Raw genomic sequence first — 25,991 nt, 5'->3', positions numbered from 1 at the left:
AGTGTCTGTCAAGCGCTTATTTCGAAGTATTTTGCGAGAAACTCGTTCAACTTCAAACACTTGACTCGCTTGCGATCTCTCGTAGCGGGAGGCGAATTCTACAGCGTTACAACCTGCTGTCAACTGCCTTTTTGCTACCACCAACCTCAAGCGTTTAACACTTGCCTCGCTGCGACTGCATCGCTGCGAGGTGGCGAATAATACGCGATCTGAATTTTGAGTCAACACCTTGATCTGAAAAAACTTTCGCGCTGACAACGCCCTTCCCGGCAACTAAACAGCAGCGCAATTGATCTGTAGAGAAACACCCAGAGGAGCACAGCGGTAATGAGCGATGCGCACAGCGACAAAACCCCTGGCCTGTCGGCGGATGAAGAACAGGAAATCAGCCATAACCAACCGCCCCGGGCAGCGGTCCTGCACGAGATCATCCGTGCCCAAGGCGACCAGGAGCTGGAGCGCACCCTTGCCGCGCTGTGGTGGTCGGCACTTGCCGCAGGCCTGAGCATGGGCCTGTCACTGATGGCCATGGGCTTGTTCTATGCCCGACTGCCAGAGGGTGACAGTGCACAGGTCATCGCCAGCCTTGGCTACTGCGCCGGGTTTCTCGCTGTGATCCTGGCGCGCCAGCAGTTGTTCACCGAAAACACCCTGACTGCCGTGCTGCCAGTGATGACTACCCCGACCCTGGGCAACCTCGGCCGCTTGTTGCGGTTATGGAGTGTGGTGCTGCTGGGCAATATGGCCGGCACGCTGCTGGTGTCCTGGGTCATGCTCGAGTTGCCGATCTTCGACAGCAAGGCAGACGTGGCATTCCTGGAGATAGGCCGCAAGGTCATGCACAACGACATCAGCCAGATGTTTGCCAAAGGCATCATCTCGGGCTGGATGATCGCAACCATGGTCTGGATGATCCCGGCAATGGAGAACGCCAAGATCTGGATCATCCTGCTGATCACCTACCTGATGGCCCTCGGCGACTTCACCCACATCGTGGTGGGCTCGGTTGAGATTTCCTACCTGGTCTGGGCTGGCGATGAAACCTGGCAGGCTTTTCTGTTCGAGTTTGCCCTGCCTACCTTGGCCGGCAACATCATCGGTGGCAGCTTCATCTTTGCCTTGATCAGCCACGCCCAGGTACGCAGCGACAGCGGCAAGCCACCGTCCAAGCTATTGAAGGAGGCCAACCAAAATAACGATCGCCAGGAGCCGCGTCTTTAATAGCTAACGCGAGACAACTGAACTGGGTTGCGCCCTGCCCTGCTGACGCAGGGGGCGCGGCTGCCACCAGTTCTGCCCGGCGTGGGGTGAGTCGAGGCTGACACGCTCGCCCATCTGCGGCGTGCTCAGCTTGACCTGAGCAGCGCCGGCCAGCGCGAGAATACGCTCGAACGGCTCCTGCCAGGTATGGGTGGACAAATCAAAGGTGCCATTGTGGATAGGCAGCATCCAACGCCCCCGCAGATCCAGGTGCGCCTGCAAGCTCTGTTCGGGCTGCATGTGCACGCTGGGCCAGGCCAGATTGTAGGCGCCGGTCTCAATCAGCGTGAGGTCGAACGGACCGTAGCGCTCGCCGATCTGGCGAAAGCCATCGAAGTAACCGGTATCGCCACTGAAAAACAGCCGCAGCCCTTCATCGATGATCACCCACGACGCCCACAACGTCTGATTGCTGTCGAACAGACCGCGCCCGGAGAAGTGCTGCGCAGGTGTGGCGGCAAAGCGCACGCCCGCCACCTCTGCCTCCTGCCACCAATCGAGTTGGCGCACCTTGCCCGCTGGCACACCCCACCCGATCAGGCGATCACCTACCCCTAGCGGCACCAGGAAAACGTCTGTGCGCGGCGCCAACTGGCGGATGGCATGCTCGTCGAGGTGATCGAAGTGATCATGGGACAGAATCACCGCTGCCAACGGCGGAATCTCGTTGGCCGCCAACGGCGAAGGGTGAAAGCGCTGCGGCCCGGCCCACTGCACCGGCGAGGCGCGCTCGGCAAATACCGGGTCGGTGAGGAAAAAGCGCCCACGCAGTTTGAGCAGTATCGTCGAGTGCCCCAGCCGCCACAGACTGTGGTCTGGCGAATCAAGCACCTGCTGCCGGCTCATCGGCTGCAAGGTAATAGCCGTCGCTGGCCGCGTTTGCGGTGGTTTGCGCAAGAACAGGTATTTGAGACCGATGCGCAGTTTTTTCAGCATGCCGTCCTGTGGCAGGGCCGCCTGGTTGTGAAAGCGCCCATCCTGATAACGCGCCGGTTCACCGGCAGTGGAGTCCGTGGGCAGCATGAGCAGAATCCCAGTGCAGAGAAACAAGGCCTTCATATTACCTCACTGCGTTGGATCAACCGTGAAATGGCTTGTAAGGTCATTTTTCGCCGAGGTAAGTCTGTTGAACAATATTCACGCGATTTATGCGATAAACGGCGCCCCACGGAAGAACCACGATCATGATCGACAACAGAAGCGGCAAGGGACTCTCATTCGTCAGGCGCATCTACCTGCCCAGGATTCTCGGCATGGCCATCGGCCTGTTCAGCGTGATGGCCGCCATGGCGCCGCTGCACCCTCCCGGCTGGATCTGGGCGTTGATACTGGTCAATGGCTTGCTGTGGCCACACGTTGCTTATCTATGGGCAAAGCATTCGACTGCGCCCTACCGCGCCGAACAACGCAATCTGCTGCTGGAATCACTGATGGGCGGGTTCTGGGCGGCGGCCATGCACTTCAATCCGCTGCCGACCGTGACCATCCTGTCGATGATGACCATGAACAATGTTGCCGCCGGCGGCAAACCCTTGCTGGTGCGTGGGCTGCTCGGGCAATCGGCCGGGATGCTGCTCGCCAGCGCGATCCTGGGCAGCGGCCTACAGTTGCAGACCAGCGCCCTGCAGGTCTGGGCGTGCCTGCCAATGCTGGCTCTGTACCCCATGGCGCTGGGATGGGTGTGTTATCGCCTGGCGATCAACCTGGCCGACCATAAACGTCAGCTTAGTGCATTGAGCCGAACCGACAGCTTGACTGGCTTGCTCAATCACGGCTCCTGGAAGGACCTGCTCCTGCTCAAGTTCCAGATCAGCCGCCAACAGCGCCTGCCGGCAATGATCGCCCTGATCGACATCGACCATTTCAAGGTCATCAATGACACCTATGGTCACGTCGTCGGCGACTGCGTGCTGCGCCATTTGAGCCAGGAACTGCAGCGCAGCCTCGGCCCGGATGATCAGGCCGGGCGCTACGGTGGAGACGAGTTCTGCGTGATATTCCCAGGGGCTGACCAAGCCCGGGCCGGGCTGGCGATGGAAGCGCTGCGTGACCGGGTCAATGCCTACCGCAACCCGCAATTGCCGATGTTACGGATCAGTCTGAGCATTGGTCTGGCAGCCTATGATGAGCTTTTGAAGTCGCCTGAACACTGGCTGGAGCACGCCGACAAAGCACTCTATGCCGCCAAACATCAGGGCCGCGACCAGGTCAGCTTTAATCACGCGCCCGCTGCCCCGCTCAGGCTGGCATACCCAGACTGAGCGGGGCCCGCCCGCTCAACGTAGACGGCGCTCGGCGACTATCTCCGGCAGATCGCTGCGCTGCAGATAGATGCGCAACGGCTCGGCGATATTCAGGCGGTCGTCCACATGCTGGCCGAGCAGCAGCGCCAGGCGCTCACGGCACAACGCCATGCGCTGCCCGGACTCAGCCCGCCAGACGAATTCGCTACACGGTGTAATGCTGTCGTCCGCCACATCCATGCCAAAGGCATCTTCGGAAAAGCGCACGATATGACTGCCGCGCTTGGCGTGATAACCGACAAAGCCATTGAGCTGGTCGGCGGCGCTGCAGATGTCTTGAGAAGTGATGGCCATGGCGTACCTCGCTAATTAAGGGAGTGACGCACGCAAAGCCTGCGGCGGCCTCTGGCGGGCCACGCGCAGCTGCCAGCCTAGCGCAACTGGCCAGCGCTTCGCCAAGCTTTTTGATCTGCTCCTGGCAAGCCCGGTAGAATACCCTGCAAATCATTGATGTGGCCCAAGGGGCCGTGGAACCCTGCATGAACAACGCGGTAAGTTCCGACATCGCCACCATTGGCCGCATCAGTGCGGTGCCGGCGATTCTTCAGGTTATCTGCCAGAGCACCGGCATGCGCTTTGCTGCCGTAGCGCGGGTCACCGAGCACAGCTGGACCGCCTGCGCGGTGCTGGACAGCCTCGGGTTCGGCATGGATGTAGGTGGCGAGTTGGACATCGCCACCACCTTTTGCAATGTAATCCGCAGCTCACATCAGGCCATCGTCATCGACAAGGCCAGTGAGGACCAGCTCTACTGCCAGCATCCCATCCCCAAGCAATACAAGTTCGAGAGTTACATCTCTGTGCCGGTGTACCGCCAGGACGGCAGTTTCTTCGGCACCATCTGCGCGCTTGATCCCGAGCCGTTTGCGCTGAAAAACAGCGCGGTACAGCCAATGGTCGAGGGCTTTGCCCGCCTGCTGTCGGTGCAGATAGAACATGAAGAACAGGCGCAGCGTACCGAACACGCCCTACAGCAGGAGCGAGCAATGGCAGAGGTGCGCGAGCAGTTCATTGCCGTGCTGGGCCACGACCTGCGCAACCCGCTGTTCGCCATCACCGCCGGCGCAGAGCTGCTGGTGCAGCGCCTGACCGAGCAAAAACACCAGGCGTTGGCCAAGCACATCCTCACCTGCGGTCAACGGGCCAGCAATCTTGTGCGTGATGTGCTGGACTTCGCCCGCGGCCGCCTGGGCAGCGGTATCGCCCTTGCGCAGCAACCGTGCCATGACCTGGCCGAGGTACTGCGGCACGTTGCCTCGGAACTGCAACGCGTCCACCCACAGCGCCAATTGCAGCTGCAACTGGGCGAGATCGGCGGTTTGCATTGTGACCCTGAGCGGATTGCCCAGTTGTTATCCAACCTGATCGCCAACGCTCTGGTGCATGGTGACCCGCAGGGTGTAGTGACGGTGGATGCAAGCATTCATGACGGTCACTTCCTGCTGAGCGTACACAACGTCGGCGAGCCGATCCCCGCGCAGACCCTCGCTCAGCTGTTTCAGCCCTTCACCCGAACACGCGCCACAGCCCATCAGCAAGGCCTGGGCCTCGGCCTGTACATTGCCAACCAGATCGCCCTCGCCCACGGCGGGCACATGCAAGTGGCATCAAGCCTTGAGGGCGGAACAGTGTTCAGCTTTCACCTGGCCGTTGATCGTCCTGAGACGGCTGTTCAAGCACTTTTACCGGAACAGTAAGCCGCGCTGCGCCAGCAAGAAAATACAGGCAAAAAAATGGGCGACCGAAGTCGCCCTAAATGCCTTGCGTGCTCATGAATCGGGAAAGATCAACGCTGTTTGCGCTTGTGCGAATCCTTCCAGATGAAAATGCCCAGACCGGCGAAGAAGACCAGCATCAAACCGACCGTCACAACACCTGCGATAACCACATTGTCGAAGAACATGTCGGCGCTCCCTGTTTATCTGCCGTCGTCCGATGGATGTAAGGTAACGAATGGGAGCAGGGAGGAAATTGACCGGGGTCAATAGTGCCCGGGACCGGGCACTGGAGGCGGGCGCAGGGTTGACCTGCGTCAAGTTTCAGCGCTTCTTGGGTTTGTTCTTGGGCTTTTTCTTTTTACCAGCCGTCAGCGGCATGGCTTGCTCGAAGGCCTGGCGCATTTCATCGAGGCGCTTGTCCTTGAGGTCATGGATACGTTTGGCGCGCTCGGCGCCGAAGTCGATCAGGTTGTCTTCACTCATGGGCGGGCCCGACTGTCAGCAGATAGCTGCATGATGCCGCCAGGCGTCGCTATTGGCCAGTCAGACTTCGATATCGACCAGCAAACCCTGGCGCGGGCGCTCGCCCAACGGCGCTACAGGCACGGTGTTGTCGGCGTTGAGTTCCTCACCGGCGAGTGCCTCGTAACGCTCGTCGTCCTCATCGTGGCGGCGCTGATGCTGGCGACGCTGTTCATCGCGCAGGAGCAAGGCCTGCTCGTTGGGGTCGCGCTGCTGCTTGAGGTTGATCGAGCTGTCGTCGGGAGCTGGCTGCGCAGGGACAACCGGGCGGATGTCCGGTGTCTGTTTGACCGGGTCGTGCTGGGTGGTCACGGGCATGGCACTGAGTGGAATGATCGGCGGCAGCATTAAGGTTCTCCTGTCACTACTGTATCGGCCGGTGTGAACCGGCCTTGAGTGCCTCACTACGGGAAGGGAGCGCCGCCAGCCAGGCTTGCTTAATCGGGTAGATCGTCATCTGCGCCATCCGGCTCGGGGCTGACTTCGCTCCACGGCCGTTTGTAGACCTTCTGCCACACCGCATCCAGATGATCGCGCAGAACCTGCGGGGCATTCTTCAGCGACGCGCTGTCGACCCGCTCACCGCCGATAGGTTGTTCACCCGCCGGGCTGATCAAGGACTGGCCGGTGATGCTGTAGACCGAAGCGCCTTCACGCAGTTCGATTGCAATGTCGTGCGGGTCGATACCACCGCCGCAGAATGCGTGGCTGGCCACTGTCACCTCGGCAACGCCGTCGCCATTCAGATCGCTGACGTCACTGACATCGGTATAGAAGTCGACATCCAGATCCAGCCCCGGGCAGGTGGTCTCTTGCTCGATCTGCCAGCGTGGTTTGAACGCTTCGCTGCCGGCAGTGCGCCCGTACAGGGTGGCTTTGAGCACCACCTTGTCGACTTCCTGCTCGCTCTCGGGGTCACTGGCCTGGCCATCGGTACGGCTCAGCACCAGCAGGCCTTCGCCGTCGTGGTCGCGAAAATGCACGCTCCTGATCGGTGTACGCACACCCAGCACCTCGAGCTGCTCGGCGGCGATCGGCGCCAAGGACTGGAAATTGTTCTGCTCGCAACCGGCCATCAGCAGCAAGCTGCCCAGGCCCACGGAAGCGGTCAACCAACGGTACTTGGCAGGCATGGGGCTGGGTATCCTCGTCGCTGCGGGTGGGCGTCGATGAAACGGCTAGTCTGTTAACTCTTTGGTCTGCCCGGTCTATCCGTTAACATAGCCGGCTTTTCATCGGCGGGAGTTCAGGCAGTATGGCGCAGCAGTATCAACCGGGGCAACGCTGGATCAGCGACAGCGAAGCCGAGCTCGGCCTGGGTACCATCCTGGCACAGGATGGCCGCTTGCTGACCGTGCTGTACCCGGCCACTGGCGACACCCGTCAATATTCCCTGCGCAATGCGCCGCTGACCCGCGTGCGCTTCTCGCCGGGCGACCAGATCACGCATTTCGAGGGCTGGAAGCTGACCGTGCGCGAGGTCGACGACGTCGACGGCTTGATGGTCTACCACGGCCTCGACGCCCAGAACCAGCCGCGCACCCTGCCGGAAACCCAGCTGTCCAACTTCATCCAGTTCCGCCTGGCCAGCGACCGCCTGTTCGCCGGGCAGATCGACCAGCTGGCGTGGTTCTCGCTGCGTTACAACACCCTGCAGCACAACAGCAAACAGATGCTGTCGAGCCTGTGGGGGCTGGGCGGCTGCCGCGCGCAACCGATCGCGCACCAGTTGCACATCGCCCGCGAGGTCGCCGACCGGATCGCTCCGCGGGTTCTGCTGGCCGACGAAGTAGGCCTGGGCAAGACCATCGAAGCGGGCCTGGTGATTCACCGCCAACTACTCACCGGCCGCGCCAACCGGGTGCTGATCCTGGTTCCAGAAAACCTCCAGCACCAGTGGCTGGTGGAAATGCGCCGGCGCTTCAACCTGCAGGTAGCGCTGTTCGACGCCGAACGCTTCATTGAAAGCGATGCCAGTAACCCATTCGAAGACGCTCAGCTGGCGTTGGTCGCGCTGGAGTGGCTGGTCGAAGACGAGAAGGCTCAGGACGCGCTGTTCGCCGCCGGCTGGGACCTGATGGTGGTCGACGAAGCGCACCACCTGGTTTGGCATGAAGAAAACGCCAGCGCGGAATATTCCCTGGTCGAGCAACTGGCCGAGGTCATCCCTGGCGTGCTGCTGCTGACCGCGACCCCTGAGCAACTTGGCCAGGACAGCCACTTCGCGCGCCTGCGTCTGCTCGACCCGCATCGTTTCCACGACCTGGCAGCCTTCCGCGCGGAGAGCGAGAACTACCGCCCGGTCGCCGAAGCAGTGCAAGAGCTGCTCGAACAAGGCCGCCTGTCGCCCAAGGCCCATACCACTATCCACGGTTTCCTCGGTGCCGAAGGCGAAGCCTTGCTGACGGCGGTCAACGATGGCGACAGCGAAGCCAGCGCGCGCCTGATCCGCGAGCTGCTCGATCGCCACGGTACCGGCCGCGTGCTGTTCCGTAACACCCGTGCTGCCGTGCAAGGCTTCCCCGAGCGCCATCTGCACCCCTACCCGCTGCCCAACCCTGAGCAGTACAGCGCCCTGCCGGCCGGCGAGCGCGCCGAGCTGTATCCGGAAGTGGCCTTCCAGGCCCAGGGCCCGGGCGATGACGAGCAACGCTGGTGGCGCTTCGACCCACGGGTCGACTGGCTGATCGACACGCTGAAAATGCTCAAGCGCACCAAGGTGCTGGTGATTTGCGCCCACGCCGAAACCGCGATGGATCTGGAAGACGCCCTGCGCGTGCGCTCCGGCATCCCGACCACGGTATTCCATGAAGGCATGAGCATCCTTGAGCGGGATCGCGCGGCAGCCTACTTCGCTGATGAAGAGTTCGGCGCGCAGGTGCTGATTTGCTCCGAGATCGGCAGTGAGGGCCGCAACTTCCAGTTCGCTCATCACCTGGTGATGTTCGATTTGCCAGCCCACCCCGACCTGCTCGAGCAGCGCATTGGCCGTCTCGACCGGATCGGCCAGAAGCACACCATCGAGCTGCACATCCCGTACCTGCAGGACAGCCCGCAAGAGCGCCTGTTCCAGTGGTACCACCTGGCGCTGAATGCCTTCCTTGCAACCTGCCCGACCGGCAACGCCCTGCAGCATCGCCATGGTTCGCGCCTGCTGGCGCTGCTCGGCAATGGCGAAGCCAGCGCCTGGGACAGCTTGGTGGAAGAAGCCCGCGCTGACCGCGAGCGCCTTGAGTCCGAGCTGCACAGCGGCCGCGACCGCTTGCTCGAACTCAACTCCGGCGGTGCTGGCGAAGGTCAGGCACTGGTCGAGGCGATCCTGGAGCAAGACGACCAGTTCGCCCTGCCTATCTATATGGAAACCCTGTTCGATGCCTTTGGTATCGACAGCGAGGACCATTCGGAAAACGCCCTGATCCTCAAGCCGAGCGAAAAGATGCTCGACGCCAGCTTCCCGCTGGGTGACGACGAAGGCGTGACCATCACCTACGACCGAGCCCAGGCATTGTCGCGCGAAGACATGCAGTTCCTGACCTGGGAACACCCGATGGTGCAGGGTGGCATGGACCTGGTGCTGTCCGGGTCGATGGGCAACACCGCCGTAGCCTTGATCAAGAACAAGGCGCTCAAGCCAGGCACCGTCCTGCTCGAACTGCTCTATGTCAGTGAAGTGGTCGCGCCGCGCAGCCTGCAACTGGGCCGTTACCTGCCGACCGCAGCCCTGCGCTGTTTGCTCGATGCCAACGGCAACGATCTGGCTGCACGGGTGGCCTTCGAGACGCTCAACGAGCAGCTCGAAAGCGTACCGCGAGCCAGCGCCAACAAGTTCATCCAGGCGCAGCGCGATGTATTGGCCCAGCGCATCAGTGGTGCCGAAGCCAAGATCGAGCCGGTGCACGTCGAGCGCGTGGCCGAGGCGCAGCGTCGCCTGGCTGCCGAAGCGGATGAAGAGTTGGCACGCCTGACCGCACTCAAGGCCGTCAACCCGACGGTACGTGACAGCGAAATCGACGCCCTGCGTGCACAGCGTGAGCAGGGCTTGGCCATGCTCGACAAGGCGGCTTTGCGCCTGGAAGCGATTCGGGTGCTGGTTGCTGGCTGATCAGCTTCAGCGCAACTTCAAGCAACATCAAAAGGGCGCCAAACGGCGCCCTTTTTTATTCCCGCCCGCTATCAAAGCGATAACCAAATCGTAGCAACCAAATTGCCATTAATCAGGAAGGGTTAACTACCTTTTCCTATACTGCCTGTTCATGAGTCTCCTTCGGAGACGGATCCAGGGCACCACGGAGAGGCGCGATGGAGTGGCTGGGACTGCAATTGTTCGCCGAGCTACCGGCAACCGGACAGATCATTGTTGACTGCCGTCACGAGCCATTGCTGATCATCCTCGCCTATATCGTCGTCAGTGCTGCGGCGTTTGCCACCCTGGACATGGCTGAGCGCCAGTGCCACAGCGAAAACGACAACGCTCGCCGGCAATGGCGGATTCTTGGCGCATGCTGCCTGGCCGGGGGTATCTGGGCTTTGCATTTCATCAGCATGCTGGCGTTTCACGCGCCGCTGGAAACCCACTATGACGCCGCGCTGACCGGGCTGTCATTGCTGCTTGCCCTGCTCGCCTCGTGGTTTGCCATGCACAGCCTTGAGCGCCATGTGATGAGCCCGCGTCATTACCTGCAAGCGGCCACATTCATCGGCCTCGGTGTGACCTTGATGCACTACGTCGGCATGGCGGCAATGAAGACCAGCGCCGTGCAGTACTACCAGACCAGCCTGCTACTGGCCTCGTTGCTGATTGCCATCGTCGCCAGCCTGCTCGCGCTAGTCATGGCGCGTTACTTTCGCAACGGCAGCGGCACCCTGCATCTGGCCATGAAGTACGGCGCCAGCCTGCTGATGGCCGGCGGTATCGTCGCAACCCATTTCACCGGGATGGCGGCCATGACCCTGGTGATCCCGGCAGACGCCGCGCTGAGCCTGCCATCCACTGACAACAGCCTGCAGTTGGGCCTGACCGTTGCCTGCATCACCCTGCTGATCAGCGCCAGCAGCATCAGCGCGGCACTCGCCGACAAAAAACTGCAAAGCAAGGAGCACGACCTGCGCCGGGTCAGTGTGCTGCTCAGCCAACTTGACCAGGCCCGGGTGTCGCTGCAGCAGGCCGCGCACTACGATGCACTGACCAACCTGATCAACCGCCGTGGTTTCAACCAAGTGTTTGCCGAACGCCTCGCCGAGCATGCCGCCAATGAAGGCATGCTGGCGGTGATGTTCCTCGACATCGACCACTTCAAGCGGATCAACGACAGCCTCGGCCACGCCGCCGGCGACGACCTGCTCAAGGTCATCGCCGATCACATCAAAGCCGCAACCCGCAGCCAGGATCTGGTGGCGCGGTTTGGCGGCGACGAATTCTGCATCGTCACCAGCCTGCACAGCCGCGACGAGGCCCGTCACCTGGCGCAGCGGATCATGCAGCGGATGAAGGAGCCGATCGACCTGGGCGGGCGGCGCATGGTCATGACCACCAGTATCGGCATCAGCATCTATCCGGACGACGGCCGCAATGCCGAAGAATTGCTGAAAAACGCCGACCTGGCGCTTTATCAGTCCAAAGGCTGCGGACGCAATAACCTCAACTTCTTCAATAGCAGCCTGCGTGTTCGCGCGACCCTGGAGCTGCAGTTGGAGGAAGAACTGCGGGTTGCCTTGCTCGAAGAGCGCGGCCTGTGCGTGCACTACCAACCGATTTTCGACGTACGCAGCGGTCAAGTGGCCAAGCTGGAAGCGCTGGTGCGCTGGCAACATCCGCAGCACGGTCTGCTCGGGCCCGACCGCTTCATCGGCATCGCCGAAGCCAACGGGCTGATCGCCGAACTGGATCTGTGGGTGCTGCGCCGCGCCTGCGCCGACCTCGCCCGGCTCAATCAGCATGGTTACGCCAGCCTCAGGGTCACGGTCAATTGCTCGGCGCTGGCACTGGCCCGCGAAGAGCTGCCAGAGGATGTCGAACAGGCCTTGTTCCAGGCTGGCCTGGCGCCGCGACAACTGGAACTTGAGGTCACTGAAAACGCCCTGATGGGCGACATTCAGCAGGTCATCAACCTGCTCAAGCGGATTCGCGCGCAAGGCGTGGCGCTGTCGATCGATGACTTCGGCACCGGCTATTCGTCGCTGGCCTACCTCAAGCGCCTGCCGCTGGACGTGCTGAAGATCGATCGCTCATTCATCCAGGAAGTCCCGGTCAGCCAGAAAGACCGCGAGATCGTCCAGGCAATCATCATGATGGCCCACACCCTGCACCTGCAGGTAGTCACCGAAGGCGTCGAAACCGTGGAGCAGCAGCAGTTTCTGGTCGGCCACAGTTGTGATTACCTGCAAGGCTACCTGCTCAGCCGACCGGTGCCGTTGACCGAGCTGTACCCGGTACTGGAGCGCCTCGATCGCCAGCAACTGACGCTCAAGGCAGATTCCGATACAGCTCAACCAGAGTTGCCGGATCTTTTTCCAGGTAGCCCTGGCTACCGTGCAAGCGCATCAGTTGCGCGGCGAGGCCACTGATCGGTGCGGCCGAGCCCTGTTCGTGGGACAGTTTGACGGCGCCATCGAGGTCCTTGAGCAGCGTGCGTACATGCCACTTGACCGGTTCGAACTCGCTCGCTGCCATCTGCGGCGCAAGGATCTGCAGCGGCTTGGAATCGGCAAAGCCACCAGCCAGCGCTTCGGCGATCAAACTGGCGTCGACGCCGGCGCGCTCGGCGAGGGCGACCACTTCGGCGATCACCAAGGCATTGCAGGCAACGATCATCTGATTGCAGGCCTTGGTGACCTGGCCTGCGCCTACCGCGCCCATGTGGGTCACACGCTGACCGAGCTGCATCAGCACCGGCCGTGCCCGGGCCAGATCCTGCGCTGCGCCGCCAACCATGATCGCCAGGCTGCCGGCGCTAGCCCCGGCTGTGCCGCCAGACACTGGCGCATCCAGCCAGGCCATGCCACAACGCACGGCCAGCTCGGCTGCCATTGCCCGTGTCGCACTGGGCTCAAGGCTGGACAGGTCGACCAGCAACTGCCCGTGCCGGCCACCGGCGGCAACCCCCTGTTCACCAAATACCACCTCGCGGACCACGCTGGTGTCCGCCAGGCACAACAGCACCATGTCGCTGTGCTGGCTCAGCTCTGCAGGGCTTGCCGCCAGCCGCGCGCCGGCAGCGACCAACTCGGCGCACTTGTGCGGGCTGCGGTTCCATACCGTCAATGGATAACCGGCAGCCAACAGGCGACGGCACATCGGCAGGCCCATCAAGCCAATCCCGGCGAAACCCAACGCAGGCAATGCACTACTCATAGCAACTCCATCAACAGTGTGTGCAGCAGCAACCAGCAAGTGACGGCGCCACCCTGGCCTCGACCTGAGCGCAGTGGCGAGCGCCCTGCACCTTTATTACGCATTCCGTAAACTGTTACCGCTGTGCCGAACGCGGCTTGCGGTGTTACTTACTTCTACCTTACGTGCACGTCAACGCGCACCATAAGCAGCCGCCTGCCTGTTTCTACGCACCAAAAAAGCTCACTGATTTGTAGCGGGCTTTGTCTGCATGAGCACAAACGGCGAAACCACCACAGCCCAGATTTGCGGATCACGGGCCTGCATGTCTAGCGCCTGCTCTGCCGATACCGGGCCGACAGTGCGATCCGCCCGCCATTTGGCGAACATTTCGCCTTGGTTTTCGGCCATCGCTGCAGCGACGGTAATCAGGTCCAGATCGGGGTCGACCCAAATCAGGTCACCCTTTGCCCAGAAACGCTCCAGCGCTTTCCACTCAATGATTGCAGTCTCACCAAGCAATTTGGCATAGAGGGTGCTTGTTTGATCAGTCATGGGTTCCTACCAGCAACAATCGGCCAACTTAAAGGCCGCTATTTTTGCAGAAAAACCCGGTTGCAAATATGTAATTTGCTCTACGGCTCCCGCGTATGGGGGATGCAACGCTGAATAGAGGCTATTTGATGGCGCTATTCTGTATGTTTATGTCGATCACGCGACACCCCACGAAACAGACGCTTTTTGATGGCTTTTCAAGCATCGAGCCAGCGCTCTACACTGTACCGGTACAGTTCCGGGACATGTTCCGGGGGAAGGTGGGCGTGCATATGGCGTGGCCATTGCACATCCCGCCCGGTCTGTAGCCCTGACCGCCAGGACTATAAGAATTACAACAGAATGAGTGGAGCACTATGATCAAGATTTCCAAGCTGTTCGCTGCAATGGTACTGGCCGGCGTAGCCAGCCATTCGTTTGCCGCCGATACCATCAAGATTGGTATCGCTGGCCCGAAAACCGGTCCCGTCACCCAGTACGGCGACATGCAGTTCATCGGCGCCAAGCAAGCTATCAAGGACATCAACGCCAAGGGCGGCGTCGATGGCAAGATGCTTGAGGCCAAGGAATATGACGACGCTTGCGACCCTAAACAAGCAGTGGCCGTTGCCAACAAAGTGGTCAACGATGGCGTCAAGTACGTAATCGGTCACCTGTGCTCCAGCTCCACCCAGCCTGCATCCGACATCTACGAAGACGAAGGCGTGATCATGATCACCCCGGCTGCCACCAGCCCGGAAATCACCGCCCGTGGCTACAAGATGATCTTCCGCACCATCGGCCTGGACAGCGCGCAAGGCCCGGCTGCCGGCAACTACATCGCCGACCACGTCAAGCCCAAGGTTGTTGCAGTACTGCACGACAAGCAGCAGTACGGTGAAGGCATCGCTACCGCGGTCAAGCAGACCCTGGAAAGCAAAGGCACCAAAGTTGCCGTGTTCGAAGGCCTCAACGCGGGTGACAAGGACTTCTCCTCGATCATCCAGAAGCTCAAGCAGAACAACGTCGACTTCGTCTACTACGGCGGCTACCACCCAGAGCTGGGCCTCATCCTGCGCCAGGCTCAGGAAAAAGGGCTGAAAGCCAAGTTCATGGGTCCAGAAGGTGTCGGCAACGACTCCATCTCGCAGATCGCCCAAGGCGCGTCGGAAGGCCTGCTGGTGACCCTGCCGAAGTCGTTCGACGCAGACCCTGCGAACAAGGCCATTGCCGATGCCATCAAGGCTGACGGCAAGGACCCAAGCGGCCCGTTCGTATTCCCGGCCTACTCCGCTGTACAGCTGATCGCTGACGGCATCGTTGCAGCCAAGTCCGAAGACGCCGACAAGGTGGCTGCAGCCATCCATGCTGGTACCTTCAAGACCCCGACCGGCGACCTGTCGTATGACGCCAAGGGCGACCTGAAAGACTTCAAGTTCGTGGTTTACGAATGGCACTTCGACAAGCCGAAGACCGAAGTCTCCCCGCAGTAACTGCGTGATCAATAGCTGACCGAAAAGCCCACTGTGCGAGCAGTGGGCTTTGTTTTACGAGGTTCATGAGACCGATTGCCGTGATCCGGCAGCCGCCTCACCTGAAAATCTTAAAACCGTCACCCGCGGTTCACTGGCCGAGCCCTGCCATCGTTGCACAGACCACGAGGCGCGCCGGGTTACCCCCCGCCAGCGAATGCAATCAGGTTTTTAGGAGCGCTGTAATGCCTGAGATCTACCATTTCTTCCAACAACTGGTTAATGGATTGACCATCGGCAGCACCTATGCCTTGATCGCCATCGGTTACACGATGGTGTACGGCATCATTGGCATGATCAACTTCGCCCACGGCGAGGTGTACATGATCGGGTCCTACGTGGCATTCATTGCACTCGCCGGGCTGGCCATGATGGGCATCCATTCCCTGCCGATACTGATGACCGTGGCCTTCATCGCCACGATCTGCGTAACCAGTGCCTATGGCTACAGCATCGAGCGCGTTGCCTACCGCCCGCTGCGCAACAGTAACCGTCTGATCCCGCTGATCTCTGCCATCGGCATGTCGATCTTCCTGCAGAACACTGTGCTGCTGTCACAGGACTCCAAGGACAAGTCGATCCCCAACCTGATCCCTGGGAGTTTCTCCTTCGGCCCGGGCGGCGCAGAGGAAGTGCTGATTTCCTACATGCAGGTACTGGTGTTCGTCGTCACTCTGGTGGCCATGACCCTGTTGACCCTGTTCATCTCCCGTTCCCGCCTGGGCCGCGCCTGCCGCGCCTGCGCCGAGGACATCAAGATGGCCAACCTGCTCGGTATCAACACCAACAACATTATTGCCCTGACCTTCGTCATTGGCGCCGCACTGGCGGCAGTGGCAGCCGTGTTGCTGAGCATGCAATACGGGGTGATCAACCCCAACGCCGGCTTCCTGGTGGGCTTGAAAGCCTTCACCGCGGCAGTCCTGGGCGGCATCGGCAGTATTCCGGGCGCCATGCTCGGTGGCCTGGTGCTGGGTGTGGCCGAAGCCTTTGGCGCCGATATCTTCGGTGACCAGTACAAGGACGTCGTGGCGTTCGGGCTGTTGGTTCTGGTGCTGTTGTTCCGGCCGACCGGCATTCTGGGCCGTCCGGAGGTTGAGAAAGTATGAACAAGAATATCAAACAAGCGTTTTTCAGCGCCCTGCTGGTCTGGGCCGTGGCCTTCCCGGTACTCGGCCTGAAGCTGAGCATCGATGGCATCAACCTGATCGTGCATAGCCAGGGGCCGTTCACCATCACCGTGATTGCGGTGTGTTCGGTGTTGATGTTCCTGCGGGTGCTGTTCGACAAGCAGTGGAGCGCAGTGACTGCCCGTGGCTCGGACCGCAAGCTGATCTCGCCAGCCGTAAGCAACTTCCTGACCTTGCCCAAGACCCAGCGCTGGATCATCCTCGGCCTGATCGTGGTGGCATTGGTCTGGCCGTTCTTCGGCTCACGCGGCGCGGTCGACATTGCCACGTTGATCCTGATCTACGTGATGCTCGGCCTGGGCCTGAACATTGTCGTGGGACTGGCCGGCCTGCTCGACCTGGGTTATGTCGGCTTCTACGCAGTGGGTGCCTACAGCTACGCCATGCTGTCGCACTACTATGGGCTGAGCTTCTGGATCTGCCTGCCGATTGCCGGCCTGATGGCAGCCACCTTCGGCTTCTTGCTGGGCTTCCCGGTATTGCGCTTGCGCGGTGACTACCTGGCGATCGTGACCCTCGGTTTCGGTGAGATCATCCGGCTGTTCCTGCGTAACCTGACCGACCTCACCGGCGGCCCCAACGGCATCAGCAACATTCCCAAGCCGACCTTCTTCGGGCTCTCGTTCGAGCGCCGCGCGGCTGAAGGCATGCAGACCTTCCACGAGTACTTCGGCATCGAGTACAACTCGATCAACAAGGTCATCTTCCTCTATCTGGTGGCGTTGCTGCTGGCCTTGCTGGCTCTGTTCGTGATCAACCGCCTGCTGCGCATGCCAATTGGCCGGGCGTGGGAAGCACTGCGTGAAGACGAGATCGCCTGCCGCGCGCTGGGCCTCAACCCCACCGTGATCAAGCTCTCGGCATTCACCCTGGGCGCCTGCTTCGCCGGTTTTGCCGGTAGCTTCTTCGCCGCACGGCAAGGGCTGGTGACACCGGAGTCGTTCACCTTCATCGAGTCGGCAATCATCCTCGCCATCGTTGTGCTGGGCGGTATGGGTTCGCAGTTGGGCGTGATTCTCGCGGCCATCGTGATGATCCTGCTGCCGGAGCTGATGCGTGAGTTCAGCGAGTACCGCATGTTGATGTTCGGTGCGCTGATGGTCTTGATGATGATCTGGCGTCCGCAGGGCTTGCTGCCTATGCAACGACCACATATGGAGCTGCGTCGATGAGCCGCGAAATTCTGCAAGTCAGCGGCCTGAGCATGCGCTTCGGCGGCTTGTTGGCGGTCAACGGCGTGGCCCTGACCGTCAAGGAAAAACAAGTGGTGGCGCTGATCGGCCCGAACGGCGCCGGCAAGACCACGGTGTTCAATTGCCTGACCGGCTTCTACAAGCCAAGTGGCGGCACCATTCTGCTCGACGGCCAGCCGATTCAGGGCCTGGCCGGCCATCAGATCGCCCGCAAGGGTGTGGTGCGGACCTTCCAGAACGTGCGGCTGTTCAAAGAGATGACAGCGCTGGAAAACCTCCTGATCGCCCAGCACCGGCACTTGAACACCAACTTCTTTGCCGGCCTGTTCAAGACCCCGAGTTTCCGCCGCAGCGAACACGAAGCCATGGAGCGCGCGCAGTACTGGCTGGACAAGGTCAACCTGACCGAGTTTGCCAACCGCACTGCCGGCACCCTCGCCTACGGCCAGCAACGCCGCCTGGAAATCGCCCGCTGCATGATGACCCAACCGCGGATCATCATGCTCGACGAGCCCGCCGCCGGCTTGAACCCCAAGGAAACCGAAGACCTCAAGGCATTGATCGGCTACCTGCGCGAATCCCACAACGTGACTGTGCTGCTGATCGAGCACGACATGAAACTGGTGATGAGCATCTCCGACCATATCGTCGTGATCAACCAGGGCACTCCCCTGGCCGACGGTACCCCGGAGCAGATCCGTGACAATCCTGATGTGATCAAGGCCTACCTGGGGGAAGCGTAATGCTCAAGTTCGAAAACGTTTCCACCTTCTACGGCAAGATCCAGGCGCTGCATGGCGTCAACGTCGAGATCAACCAGGGCGAGATCGTCACCCTGATCGGCGCCAATGGCGCCGGCAAGTCGACCTTGTTGATGACCCTGTGCGGCTCGCCGCAGGCACATAGCGGCAGCATCAAGTACCTGGGCGAAGAGCTGGTCGGCCAGCCGTCTTCGCACATCATGCGCAAAAGCATCGCCGTGGTCCCCGAAGGCCGCCGGGTATTTGCCCGTCTGACTGTCGAAGAAAACCTGGCCATGGGCGGTTTCTTTACCGACAAGGGCGATTACCAGGAGCAACTGGACAAGGTTCTGCAGCTGTTTCCGCGCTTGAAAGAGCGCTACTCACAGCGTGGCGGCACCATGTCCGGTGGCGAACAGCAGATGCTGGCGATTGGTCGTGCGCTGATGAGCAAGCCCAAGTTGCTGCTGCTAGATGAGCCTTCGCTGGGCTTGGCGCCGATCATCATCCAGCAGATCTTCGACATCATCGAACAGCTGCGCCGGGATGGCGTTACGGTATTCCTGGTCGAACAAAACGCCAACCAGGCGCTGAAGATCGCAGACCGTGCCTATGTATTGGAGAACGGTCACGTGGTCATGCAGGGCTCTGGCGAAGCGTTGCTGAGTGACCCGAAGGTGCGAGACGCCTATCTGGGCGGTTGATCCTTCGTGTAATCCATTGGGGCCGTTTTGCGGCCCCAATCGTTTCACCACCCCTTGTGATCCCCGGTACTGCTCGGTAACGTGCGCACTTCACCCGCCGCGTCCCCGGAGCCTCACCCATGCGTTGCACCCCTCCTCTGCTGCTCGCCACCCTGCTGCCACTGTTCGCCGGCTGCCAGATGCTGGCCGACAAACCGGTCGACCCTGACCTTGGCACCACGCGCATGCAGGGCGAACTGAGCGCCAGCGGCGGTCATCTGCTGTTCAAACCCTGCAGCGAAAGCCGCTCGTTCGTGGTCAATGATGCCGGCGCCACGGGCATCCTGCAGGAAGCCTCGAGCCTGGCCCACGGCGCTGGCGACAAGCTGTTCGCCGATGTGCGCGGGCGCCTTGCCGGCAGCAAGCAGGCCAACAGCGACGGCCAGCTGGATGTTCGCCGGCTGTATCGCCTGGAGCCTTCGGCCAGTGCCTGCGAAGACCCCAACTTCAAGCAACTGACCCTGCGCGCCGGCGGCCATGCACCGGAGTGGGATATCAAGGCCAGCGGCAAGGGCATGGTCCTCAACCGCGCCGGCCAGCCGCCACTGCCACTGCCGTTCCTTGAAGAGCAGATGCCCGGCGGCGGCCTCAACCTGTCCAGCGAAGCCAATGGCCAGCGCATCGAACTGTGGCTCGCCCCGCAGCGCTGCGTCGACAGCGTCAACGGCGCCGTACGCCACTTGCGTGCCGAGTTGCGCGTCGATGGCCAGACCGTGCACGGCTGCGCTTACTATGGCGGGGCCCGCGACAACTGATCGCCTGGTGGTTTTTATCCTGCCTTTGAGCCCGGCGAACAGCTTATACTTGGCGGTTTGTGTAAAGCCGCCGGCCGCCAGAGGCCGGGATACTGGACCCTGCCATGTTACGAATCACTGAACTGAAGCTGCCCCTGGACCATCCTGACGAAGCCCTGCGCGAGGCCATTCTCCAGCGCCTGGGCATTGCCGATGAGCAGTTGCTGAGCTTCACCCTGTTCAAGCGCAGCTACGATGCCCGCAAGAAGAACAGCGAACTGCTGTTCATCTACACCATCGACCTGCACGCCAGCAACGAAGCTGAATTGCTGCACAAATTCGCCGACGATCACAACATCAGCGTTGCCCCCGACGTCAGCTACAAGTACGTCGGCCAGGCGCCTGCCGAGCTGCAGGAGCGGCCGCTGGTCGTCGGCTTCGGCCCGTGCGGTATCTTTGCCGGGCTGTTGCTGGCGCAGATGGGCTTCAAGCCGATTGTGCTCGAGCGCGGCAAGGAAGTCCGCCAGCGGACCAAGGACACCTGGGGCCTGTGGCGCAAAAGCGTGCTCAACCCCGAGTCCAACGTACAGTTTGGTGAAGGCGGCGCCGGGACTTTTTCCGACGGCAAGCTGTACAGCCAGATCAAGGACCCACTGCACCACGGCCGCAAGGTGCTGGAAGAGTTCGTCAAGGCCGGCGCGCCAGACGAGATCCTGTTCATCAACAAGCCGCACATCGGTACCTTCCGCCTGACCGGCATGGTCGAGAACATGCGCGAGCAGATCATCGCCCTCGGTGGCGAAGTGCGCTTCGAGCAAAAAGTCAGCGACTTGCTCCTCGACGGCGAACAGCTCACCGGTGTGGTCCTCGACAGCGGCGAACAGCTGCACTCGCGGCACGTGGTGCTGGCTCTTGGCCACAGTGCGCGTGATACCTTCCGTATGCTGCACGCCAAGGGTGTGTTCATGGAAGCCAAGCCGTTCTCGGTCGGTTTCCGCATCGAGCACCCACAAACCTTGATCGACAAGGCGCGCCTGGGCAAATACGCCGGCCACCCGAAACTCGGCGCCGCGGACTACAAGCTGGTCTATCACGCCAAGAACGGCCGCTCGGTATACAGCTTCTGCATGTGCCCGGGCGGCACTGTGGTTGCGGCCACCAGCGAGCCAGGCCGAGTCGTGACCAACGGCATGAGCCAGTACTCGCGTAACGAGCGCAACGCCAACTCAGGCATCGTCGTCGGCATCGACCCGGAACGGGATTACCCGGGCGGGCCGCTTGCCGGCATCGAGCTGCAGGAGCGGCTTGAGACACTCGCCTATGAGCTGGGCGGCAGCAATTACCAGGCGCCGGCGCAACTGGTTGGCGACTTTGTCGCCGGTCGGCCTTCGACCGCGCTGGGCAGTGTCGAGCCTTCGTACAAGCCGGGCGTGACCCTGGGTGATCTGGCGTTGAGCCTGCCTGATTTCGCGATCGAGGCCATCCGCGAAGCGCTGCCGGCGTTCGACCGGCAGATCAAGGGTTACAACCTGCATGACGCGGTACTGACCGGGCTCGAGACGCGCACCTCGTCACCACTGCGCATCACCCGTGATGCCAGCTTCCAGAGCATCAACGTCAAGGGCCTGTTCCCGGCCGGTGAAGGTGCAGGTTACGCGGGCGGTATTCTGTCGGCAGGTGTCGACGGCATTCGCATCGCCGAAGCCGTGGCGCGGGATATCCTCGGGCTGCAGTGAGCTGAAAACCAGGCGTAAAAAACCCCGATCGGCACTGCCGATCGGGGTTTTTGCTTTCAGCGCGGCTATCAGTGAGTGACGCGGCTGGTGCCATCTACAGTCATGATGCGGACACGCTCGCCCACACGGAAGATTTCATTCTCCTGCACGGCCTGCACGTAAGCGCGGGTGCTGCCGTCATCTTCACGTACGGTGACTTCGACGCCCTGGGTACGGGTGATGCCTTCTTCGGCAGCCGAACCTGCCAGGCCGCCGGCTACAGCACCGATTACAGCGGCAACGATGCTGCCGCGACCGCCGCCGATGGCACTACCGGCCACACCGCCGACCACAGCACCAGCGCCGCCGCCGATTGGGGTCTTGGTGCCTTCGATCTTGACTGGGCGCAGGGCTTCGATGGTGCCCATGCGTACTGTCTGCACGCGGCGGGCTTCATCACGGGAGTAGCTGTCACCGGTCAGGCTCGAGGCACAACCGCCGAGCAGCAGCGACATGGTGGTGAACGCTACCACCAGAACAGATTTACGCATGGGTTGTATCTCCATAAGACAGGTGACCATTAGACGCTGCAGGTTGACGGCTGTCACGGTGCATACGTAACAAAAAAGCATTCATTCAGCGTCGGTACAGGGTGTGTGTTGACGCTTGATAGTCAGACCTTGGATTGGCTTGGATTACTGCATTGGGTTTGGGATTGGGTATTGGGGACTTATCCATTCTGTATGTTGGCAGTGCTGGCCCCTTTCGCCTTTACGGCGAGTCACTTTTTTGGCAAACGCCCCAAAAAAGTAACCAAAAAAGGGCTCGCTCCCACATACGGCCCCTGCGCTGCGCTCCGGGGTTCCCTCACTCCGGCCTTGCTCCCGGGAGGACCGCGCTGTACGGGCCATCCTGGCCCGCAGCGCTTGCCGGCCATCCATGGCCGGCACCTCTCTCCGCAAGACCTGCGCTCGGCCTCCTGAAGTCGCTGGTAGATCAAGAGCACGCCTCGCTGCGCTGGCGCAGAGCGAGATTGGTGTGGCTGCCTGATTTTTGTCTGGTTTGAGATTGCCGGGGCTGCTGCGCAGCCCTTCGCGGGTAAACCCGCTCCCACAGGAAGCGGCGCCAACTTGTGGGAGCGGGTTTACCGGGACGCCGGACCGCCGCGAAGGGCCGCAAAGCGGCCCCGCTCTTGATCTGCGCCAGCGCAGCGAGGCGTGCTCTTGATCTTGATCTTGATCTACCGGCGACTCAGGAGGCCGAGCGCAGGTCTTGCGAAGGGAGGTGACGGGCATGGATGCCCGTCAAGCGCTGCGGGCCAGGAGGGCCCGTTCAGCGCGGTCCTCCCGGGAGCAAGGCCGGAGCGAGGGAACCCCGCAGCGCAGCGAAGGGGCCGGATGTGGAGCCAAGCCCTTTTTTGGTTACTTTTTTGGGGCGTTTGCCAAAAAAGTGACTCGCCGTAAGGGCGAAAGGGGCCCGCAAAACCACCACAAGAACCGGATAAGCTCACAATAACCGCGATCAGGGAGCCAACCGCTCCCGACCCCACTGCCCCGCCACCAAAAGATAATTCAGCCGATCATGCAACCGGCTAGCCCTACCCTGCCAAAACTCAACCCGCTCCGGCAGCAAACGATACCCCCCCCAATGCTCAGGACAATGCGGCTGAGTCTGCGAAAACCGCTCTTCAGTAGCCTTGACCAAAGCCTCCAGCTCTTCGCGCCCAGCAATCACCCGACTCTGCGGCGAAGCCCAAGCCCCCAGGCGACTCCCCAGCGGCCGCACCTGGTAATAGTCATCGGACTCCTGCGCAGTAACCTTCTCAACTCGCCCCTCAATCCGTACCTGACGCTCCAGCGCCGGCCAGAAGAAGGTCATCGCCGCAAACGGGTTAGCCCGCAAATGCTGCCCCTTGGCACTGTCATAGTTGCTGAAAAAGGTGAACCCCTGAGCATCCAGGCCCTTCAACAGCAACACTCGGCAATGCGGACGCCCATCTGCATCGACCGTAGCCAGCGTCATGGCATTGGCCTCGACCGGTGCCTGTTCGGTTTTTACAGCATCGGCAAACCACTGGTGGAACAGCGCAAACGGCTCATCCGGCGCCTGGCTTTCGGCCAGGCCATCACGGGTGTAGTCGCGGCGCATATCGGCCAGAGATTGAGTCATGACAGCACTTCCTTGACGATCAGTTGGTCTTCGCAGGGCTGTTGGCAGCGACTTTCTTGTCGGCCGTGGTTTTTTTCGCGGCCGGCTTGGCCGCCGGCTTCTTCGCAGCAGTCTTGGCTGCGGCCTTTTTGACCGGGGCTTTGGCCACGGCTTTCTTCGCCGCTGGCTTGACAGCGGTCTTGGCAGCAGGCTTGCTCGCTGCAGGCTTGGCCACCGGGGCTTTGCTGTCTTGAGTGGCGACCACAGCGGCCGGGGCCGGCGCCAGGTTCGGCTGCTGGTATTTGGCCAACAGGGCCAGCATGGTGTTCTGCGGCGTCATCAGCAATTCGACGCGGCGGTTCAAGGCGCGGCCTTCGAGGCTGTCGTTGGCGGCGCGTGGCATCACCGAGCCCATGCCTTTGAGGCTCAAACGGTCGCGCTGCAGGCCACTCAAACGGAAGATCGCCGAGACCGAAGCAGCACGCTCAAGGCTGAGCTTCTGGTTGGCGGCAGCGGCACCGCTGCTGTCGGCGTGACCGAGAATCAGCACGGCAGTTTTCGGGTCGACCTCAATGGCCTTGGCCAGGCGGGTGATCGGCCCCAGGCTCGCCGGCAACAGCATGTTCGGGCGGTCCGGGTTGTACGAGCTGTCGACCGGAATGGTCACGGCCAGCAGGTCTTCGCGGCGCTCCACTTCAAACTTGCTGTCCTTGACCGCTTCGCGCAGCTTAGGCTCATACTGGTCAAGCCAGGCCTGGGTGGCCTTGTGGTCGATCTTGGGAACGACTGGCCCCTTGGCCTGGGTCTCTTCAGAGCCGAACGGCCACCACCAGCGGCTGCTGCTTTCAGACTTGGCGTCGGCCTTGGCAACTTTTTCGGTCACCGCCTGCTTCACTTCCTGATCGGCAACCTTGTCCGAGCCAAACGGCCACCAGCTGTGACCGCTAGTCGAGGAGGCATCCTGCGATTGGCTGGCACAACCGGTCATGGCCAGGCACAGGGCGAGTGCTAAGGTTTTTTGTGAAGACATCAGCGATACACCATGAAATTGAAGGAAATTTTGCCTGCAACCGCAGGCATTGGCATTGAGCATAGTCAAACCGTACGGGCATTACCCGCACTAGCCGATCAAAGGCAACTGGCGAGCACCCGCACCAGCTTCTGCGCTCTTGGGTCCATCAGCACGTAGGGGCCGAGGGTATTGGTGACGAAGCCAAAGGCAACATCGTGCTCGGGGTCGGCGAAACCGACCGAACCACCCGCGCCCGGGTGACCAAAGGCACGTGCGCCAAGGCCGAAGGTGGCGTTGGCTACGGTTGGCTGGTCCAGCATGCAACCCAGGCCGAAGCGGGTCTGGGTCAGCAAGGTGCGGTCTTCACCGAGACTGTGCTCGCGGGTCAGTTCATCCAGCAGCTCCGATTCGAGCAAGCTGCCGTCGAGCAGGCCGGCATAAAAACCGGCGAGGCTGCGCGCGTTGCCATGGCCGTTGGCCGCAGGCTGCTGCATGCGTCGCCATTCGGGTTTGTTGGTGCTGGTAAGGATTGCTGGCGGGTTGGTGAACGCACGGGTCGAAAGCGCCTCTGGCTCGCGCATCGTCACCTGCAGCAGGCGCTGAGCAGCCGCATCGCCTGAGTTGCCCTTGCCGCGGGCGATATGTGCCACACGGTAGAATTCTTCATCCGCCAGGCCGATATGAAAATCCAGCCCCAACGGCTTGGCCGTGCGGGCGACGATCGACTCACCCGGACCGCGGCCGTCAGCTCGGCGAATCAGCTCGCCGATCAGCCAGCCATAGGTGATCGCCGCGTAGCCATGCTCGGTGCCTGGGGTCCACCACGGCGTTTCTGCGGCCAACGCGGCAGTCATCACTTCCCAGTCGTACAACGCCTCGGCGGGGAGCAGCTCGCGGATTGCCGGCAGGCCAGCGCGGTGGCTAAGCAACTGACGCAGGGTCACGGCTTCTTTACCGGCCTGAGCGAACTCCGGCCAGTAGCGTGCTACCGGGGCATCCAGCGCCAGCTTGCCCTCACCTACCAGTTGCAGGGCAGTCACGGCGGTGAACGTCTTGGTGCAGGAGAACAGATTGGCAATGGTGTCGCTATGCCAGGCCTGCTGCCCATCCTTGTCGGCACTGCCGGCCCACAGGTCGATCACGGTGTCGCCACCGACCTGGATGCACAATGCGGCACCGCGCTCCTGGGAATCCTCGAACAAGGCGGCGAATGCTTCACGCACCGCCTCGAACTTCAGCTCATAGTGACCCTGAATCTGCACCGCCAGCTCTCCGTACGACTCGAGTTTGCAAAGGCGTGCATTGTTTCAGTAGTTG

24 protein-coding genes are annotated in these 25,991 nt (G+C 61.4%); 12 read left to right on the top strand and 12 right to left on the bottom strand.

Annotated features, from left to right (window positions below; genetic code table 11):
* Positions 1-327 precede the first annotated feature (327 nt).
* Positions 328-1,221, top strand: a complete 894-nt coding sequence (locus tag ACQZ2L_RS16645; protein ID WP_430327017.1) for a formate/nitrite transporter family protein — start codon at positions 328-330, stop codon at positions 1,219-1,221.
* Between the two features lie 3 nt (positions 1,222-1,224).
* Here the strand turns inward: ACQZ2L_RS16645 and ACQZ2L_RS16640 are convergent, their stop codons facing one another.
* A complete protein-coding gene (locus ACQZ2L_RS16640) occupies positions 1,225-2,319 on the bottom strand; it encodes an MBL fold metallo-hydrolase (protein ID WP_430327016.1) in 1,095 nt (364 codons plus the stop codon).
* A 125-nt stretch (positions 2,320-2,444) separates the two neighbouring features.
* Between ACQZ2L_RS16640 and ACQZ2L_RS16635 the strand changes: the two genes are divergently transcribed.
* Positions 2,445-3,521 carry a diguanylate cyclase gene (locus tag ACQZ2L_RS16635; protein WP_430327015.1) on the top strand — a complete coding sequence of 359 codons (1,077 nt, stop codon included), beginning with the start codon at positions 2,445-2,447 and terminating at the stop codon, positions 3,519-3,521.
* Between the two features lie 15 nt (positions 3,522-3,536).
* Here the strand turns inward: ACQZ2L_RS16635 and ACQZ2L_RS16630 are convergent, their stop codons facing one another.
* Complete coding sequence (locus tag ACQZ2L_RS16630; protein WP_101321790.1) at positions 3,537-3,857, bottom strand: DUF2025 family protein; 321 nt, start codon at positions 3,855-3,857, stop codon at positions 3,537-3,539.
* Between the two features lie 185 nt (positions 3,858-4,042).
* Here ACQZ2L_RS16630 and ACQZ2L_RS16625 point away from each other — a divergent pair, with 185 nt between their 5' ends.
* Positions 4,043-5,260: a GAF domain-containing sensor histidine kinase gene (locus tag ACQZ2L_RS16625; protein WP_430327014.1), complete on the top strand. Its 1,218-nt coding sequence runs from the start codon at positions 4,043-4,045 to the stop codon at positions 5,258-5,260.
* A gap of 89 nt (positions 5,261-5,349) precedes the next feature.
* Here the strand turns inward: ACQZ2L_RS16625 and ccoM are convergent, their stop codons facing one another.
* The 4 genes from ccoM to ACQZ2L_RS16605 form a co-directional block, all read right to left on the bottom strand.
* Positions 5,350-5,466, bottom strand: coding sequence for a cytochrome c oxidase subunit CcoM (gene ccoM / locus ACQZ2L_RS16620; RefSeq protein WP_275967712.1), 117 nt, complete (start codon positions 5,464-5,466; stop codon positions 5,350-5,352).
* A 136-nt stretch (positions 5,467-5,602) separates the two neighbouring features.
* Positions 5,603-5,764: a hypothetical protein gene (locus ACQZ2L_RS16615; RefSeq protein ID WP_188035409.1), complete on the bottom strand. Its 162-nt coding sequence runs from the start codon at positions 5,762-5,764 to the stop codon at positions 5,603-5,605.
* 60 nt (positions 5,765-5,824) lie between these two features.
* Positions 5,825-6,151 (bottom strand): aspartate-semialdehyde dehydrogenase, encoded by a 327-nt coding sequence (locus ACQZ2L_RS16610; RefSeq protein ID WP_430327013.1) that lies wholly within the window; start codon positions 6,149-6,151, stop codon positions 5,825-5,827.
* Between the two features lie 89 nt (positions 6,152-6,240).
* The gene (locus tag ACQZ2L_RS16605; RefSeq protein WP_430327012.1) at positions 6,241-6,936 is read right to left on the bottom strand and encodes a M949_RS01915 family surface polysaccharide biosynthesis protein; all 696 of its coding nucleotides are present in this window, start codon (positions 6,934-6,936) and stop codon (positions 6,241-6,243) included.
* Between the two features lie 122 nt (positions 6,937-7,058).
* Between ACQZ2L_RS16605 and rapA the strand changes: the two genes are divergently transcribed.
* Together rapA and ACQZ2L_RS16595 are read left to right on the top strand one after the other, a co-directional pair.
* Positions 7,059-9,905, top strand: coding sequence for an RNA polymerase-associated protein RapA (gene rapA / locus ACQZ2L_RS16600; protein WP_430327011.1), 2,847 nt, complete (start codon positions 7,059-7,061; stop codon positions 9,903-9,905).
* Positions 9,906-10,102: 197 nt separating this feature from the next.
* Positions 10,103-12,367 (top strand): putative bifunctional diguanylate cyclase/phosphodiesterase, encoded by a 2,265-nt coding sequence (locus ACQZ2L_RS16595; protein ID WP_430327010.1) that lies wholly within the window; start codon positions 10,103-10,105, stop codon positions 12,365-12,367.
* Here the strand turns inward: ACQZ2L_RS16595 and ACQZ2L_RS16590 are convergent.
* A complete protein-coding gene (locus tag ACQZ2L_RS16590; protein WP_430327009.1) occupies positions 12,267-13,154 on the bottom strand; it encodes an NAD(P)-dependent oxidoreductase in 888 nt (295 codons plus the stop codon). The genes ACQZ2L_RS16595 and ACQZ2L_RS16590 overlap by 101 nt on opposite strands.
* A gap of 222 nt (positions 13,155-13,376) precedes the next feature.
* Positions 13,377-13,688: a DUF2288 domain-containing protein gene (locus tag ACQZ2L_RS16585; protein ID WP_430327008.1), complete on the bottom strand. Its 312-nt coding sequence runs from the start codon at positions 13,686-13,688 to the stop codon at positions 13,377-13,379.
* A 356-nt stretch (positions 13,689-14,044) separates the two neighbouring features.
* Here ACQZ2L_RS16585 and ACQZ2L_RS16580 point away from each other — a divergent pair, with 356 nt between their 5' ends.
* The 7 genes from ACQZ2L_RS16580 to ACQZ2L_RS16550 all read left to right on the top strand — a co-directional run bounded on the left by ACQZ2L_RS16580 (position 14,045) and on the right by ACQZ2L_RS16550 (position 21,535).
* A complete protein-coding gene (locus ACQZ2L_RS16580; RefSeq protein WP_430327007.1) occupies positions 14,045-15,160 on the top strand; it encodes a branched-chain amino acid ABC transporter substrate-binding protein in 1,116 nt (371 codons plus the stop codon).
* A 224-nt stretch (positions 15,161-15,384) separates the two neighbouring features.
* Positions 15,385-16,308, top strand: coding sequence for a high-affinity branched-chain amino acid ABC transporter permease LivH (gene livH, locus ACQZ2L_RS16575; RefSeq protein ID WP_101321800.1), 924 nt, complete (start codon positions 15,385-15,387; stop codon positions 16,306-16,308).
* On the top strand, positions 16,305-17,561 hold the full coding sequence (locus ACQZ2L_RS16570) for a high-affinity branched-chain amino acid ABC transporter permease LivM (RefSeq protein WP_101321801.1): 1,257 nt from the start codon (positions 16,305-16,307) through the stop codon (positions 17,559-17,561). Before livH ends, ACQZ2L_RS16570 begins: the two co-directional genes overlap by 4 nt.
* Positions 17,558-18,325: a high-affinity branched-chain amino acid ABC transporter ATP-binding protein LivG gene (livG, locus tag ACQZ2L_RS16565; protein WP_101321802.1), complete on the top strand. Its 768-nt coding sequence runs from the start codon at positions 17,558-17,560 to the stop codon at positions 18,323-18,325. The genes ACQZ2L_RS16570 and livG overlap by 4 nt, the downstream gene beginning before the upstream one ends.
* A complete protein-coding gene (locus tag ACQZ2L_RS16560) occupies positions 18,325-19,026 on the top strand; it encodes an ABC transporter ATP-binding protein (protein WP_430327006.1) in 702 nt (233 codons plus the stop codon). The genes livG and ACQZ2L_RS16560 overlap by 1 nt, the downstream gene beginning before the upstream one ends.
* 119 nt (positions 19,027-19,145) lie before the next feature.
* A complete protein-coding gene (locus tag ACQZ2L_RS16555; RefSeq protein ID WP_314878278.1) occupies positions 19,146-19,820 on the top strand; it encodes a hypothetical protein in 675 nt (224 codons plus the stop codon).
* Positions 19,821-19,924: 104 nt separating this feature from the next.
* Positions 19,925-21,535 (top strand): NAD(P)/FAD-dependent oxidoreductase, encoded by a 1,611-nt coding sequence (locus ACQZ2L_RS16550; protein WP_430327005.1) that lies wholly within the window; start codon positions 19,925-19,927, stop codon positions 21,533-21,535.
* 68 nt (positions 21,536-21,603) lie between these two features.
* Here ACQZ2L_RS16550 and ACQZ2L_RS16545 read toward each other — a convergent pair whose 3' ends face one another.
* From ACQZ2L_RS16545 to ACQZ2L_RS16530, 4 genes are all read right to left on the bottom strand, one after another.
* Positions 21,604-22,065, bottom strand: a complete 462-nt coding sequence (locus ACQZ2L_RS16545; protein ID WP_150573613.1) for a glycine zipper 2TM domain-containing protein — start codon at positions 22,063-22,065, stop codon at positions 21,604-21,606.
* Positions 22,066-23,035: 970 nt separating this feature from the next.
* The gene (pdxH, locus tag ACQZ2L_RS16540) at positions 23,036-23,683 is read right to left on the bottom strand and encodes a pyridoxamine 5'-phosphate oxidase (protein ID WP_430327004.1); all 648 of its coding nucleotides are present in this window, start codon (positions 23,681-23,683) and stop codon (positions 23,036-23,038) included.
* A 19-nt stretch (positions 23,684-23,702) separates the two neighbouring features.
* Positions 23,703-24,692 (bottom strand): OmpA family protein, encoded by a 990-nt coding sequence (locus ACQZ2L_RS16535; RefSeq protein ID WP_430327003.1) that lies wholly within the window; start codon positions 24,690-24,692, stop codon positions 23,703-23,705.
* Between the two features lie 98 nt (positions 24,693-24,790).
* Positions 24,791-25,936 carry a serine hydrolase domain-containing protein gene (locus ACQZ2L_RS16530; protein ID WP_430327002.1) on the bottom strand — a complete coding sequence of 382 codons (1,146 nt, stop codon included), beginning with the start codon at positions 25,934-25,936 and terminating at the stop codon, positions 24,791-24,793.
* Positions 25,937-25,991 lie beyond the last annotated feature (55 nt).

This window comes from Pseudomonas shirazensis (assembly GCF_050496565.1).
In the GTDB taxonomy this organism is placed as follows: Bacteria; Pseudomonadota; Gammaproteobacteria; order Pseudomonadales; family Pseudomonadaceae; genus Aquipseudomonas; species Aquipseudomonas shirazensis_A.
This window is presented reverse-complemented; position numbering and strand designations above follow the sequence as displayed.

Excerpts from the sequence above, each read along its gene's own strand:
- ACQZ2L_RS16645 (WP_430327017.1), top strand. The coding sequence starts at position 328 with ATGAGCGATGCGCACAGCGACAAAACCCCTGGCCTGTCGGCGGATGAA.
- ACQZ2L_RS16550 (WP_430327005.1), top strand. The coding sequence starts at position 19,925 with ATGTTACGAATCACTGAACTGAAGCTGCCCCTGGACCATCCTGACGAA.
- ACQZ2L_RS16580 (WP_430327007.1), top strand. The coding sequence starts at position 14,045 with ATGATCAAGATTTCCAAGCTGTTCGCTGCAATGGTACTGGCCGGCGTA.
- ACQZ2L_RS16590 (WP_430327009.1), bottom strand. The coding sequence starts at position 13,154 with ATGAGTAGTGCATTGCCTGCGTTGGGTTTCGCCGGGATTGGCTTGATG.
- pdxH (WP_430327004.1), bottom strand. The coding sequence starts at position 23,683 with ATGACTCAATCTCTGGCCGATATGCGCCGCGACTACACCCGTGATGGC.
- ACQZ2L_RS16625 (WP_430327014.1), top strand. The coding sequence starts at position 4,043 with ATGAACAACGCGGTAAGTTCCGACATCGCCACCATTGGCCGCATCAGT.
- ACQZ2L_RS16615 (WP_188035409.1), bottom strand. The coding sequence starts at position 5,764 with ATGAGTGAAGACAACCTGATCGACTTCGGCGCCGAGCGCGCCAAACGT.
- livG (WP_101321802.1), top strand. The coding sequence starts at position 17,558 with ATGAGCCGCGAAATTCTGCAAGTCAGCGGCCTGAGCATGCGCTTCGGC.
- ACQZ2L_RS16635 (WP_430327015.1), top strand. The coding sequence starts at position 2,445 with ATGATCGACAACAGAAGCGGCAAGGGACTCTCATTCGTCAGGCGCATC.
- ccoM (WP_275967712.1), bottom strand. The coding sequence starts at position 5,466 with ATGTTCTTCGACAATGTGGTTATCGCAGGTGTTGTGACGGTCGGTTTG.
- ACQZ2L_RS16555 (WP_314878278.1), top strand. The coding sequence starts at position 19,146 with ATGCGTTGCACCCCTCCTCTGCTGCTCGCCACCCTGCTGCCACTGTTC.
- ACQZ2L_RS16560 (WP_430327006.1), top strand. The coding sequence starts at position 18,325 with ATGCTCAAGTTCGAAAACGTTTCCACCTTCTACGGCAAGATCCAGGCG.
- ACQZ2L_RS16640 (WP_430327016.1), bottom strand. The coding sequence starts at position 2,319 with ATGAAGGCCTTGTTTCTCTGCACTGGGATTCTGCTCATGCTGCCCACG.
- ACQZ2L_RS16585 (WP_430327008.1), bottom strand. The coding sequence starts at position 13,688 with ATGACTGATCAAACAAGCACCCTCTATGCCAAATTGCTTGGTGAGACT.
- ACQZ2L_RS16595 (WP_430327010.1), top strand. The coding sequence starts at position 10,103 with ATGGAGTGGCTGGGACTGCAATTGTTCGCCGAGCTACCGGCAACCGGA.
- livH (WP_101321800.1), top strand. The coding sequence starts at position 15,385 with ATGCCTGAGATCTACCATTTCTTCCAACAACTGGTTAATGGATTGACC.
- ACQZ2L_RS16630 (WP_101321790.1), bottom strand. The coding sequence starts at position 3,857 with ATGGCCATCACTTCTCAAGACATCTGCAGCGCCGCCGACCAGCTCAAT.
- ACQZ2L_RS16570 (WP_101321801.1), top strand. The coding sequence starts at position 16,305 with ATGAACAAGAATATCAAACAAGCGTTTTTCAGCGCCCTGCTGGTCTGG.
- ACQZ2L_RS16535 (WP_430327003.1), bottom strand. The coding sequence starts at position 24,692 with ATGTCTTCACAAAAAACCTTAGCACTCGCCCTGTGCCTGGCCATGACC.
- ACQZ2L_RS16605 (WP_430327012.1), bottom strand. The coding sequence starts at position 6,936 with ATGCCTGCCAAGTACCGTTGGTTGACCGCTTCCGTGGGCCTGGGCAGC.
- rapA (WP_430327011.1), top strand. The coding sequence starts at position 7,059 with ATGGCGCAGCAGTATCAACCGGGGCAACGCTGGATCAGCGACAGCGAA.
- ACQZ2L_RS16545 (WP_150573613.1), bottom strand. The coding sequence starts at position 22,065 with ATGCGTAAATCTGTTCTGGTGGTAGCGTTCACCACCATGTCGCTGCTG.
- ACQZ2L_RS16610 (WP_430327013.1), bottom strand. The coding sequence starts at position 6,151 with ATGCTGCCGCCGATCATTCCACTCAGTGCCATGCCCGTGACCACCCAG.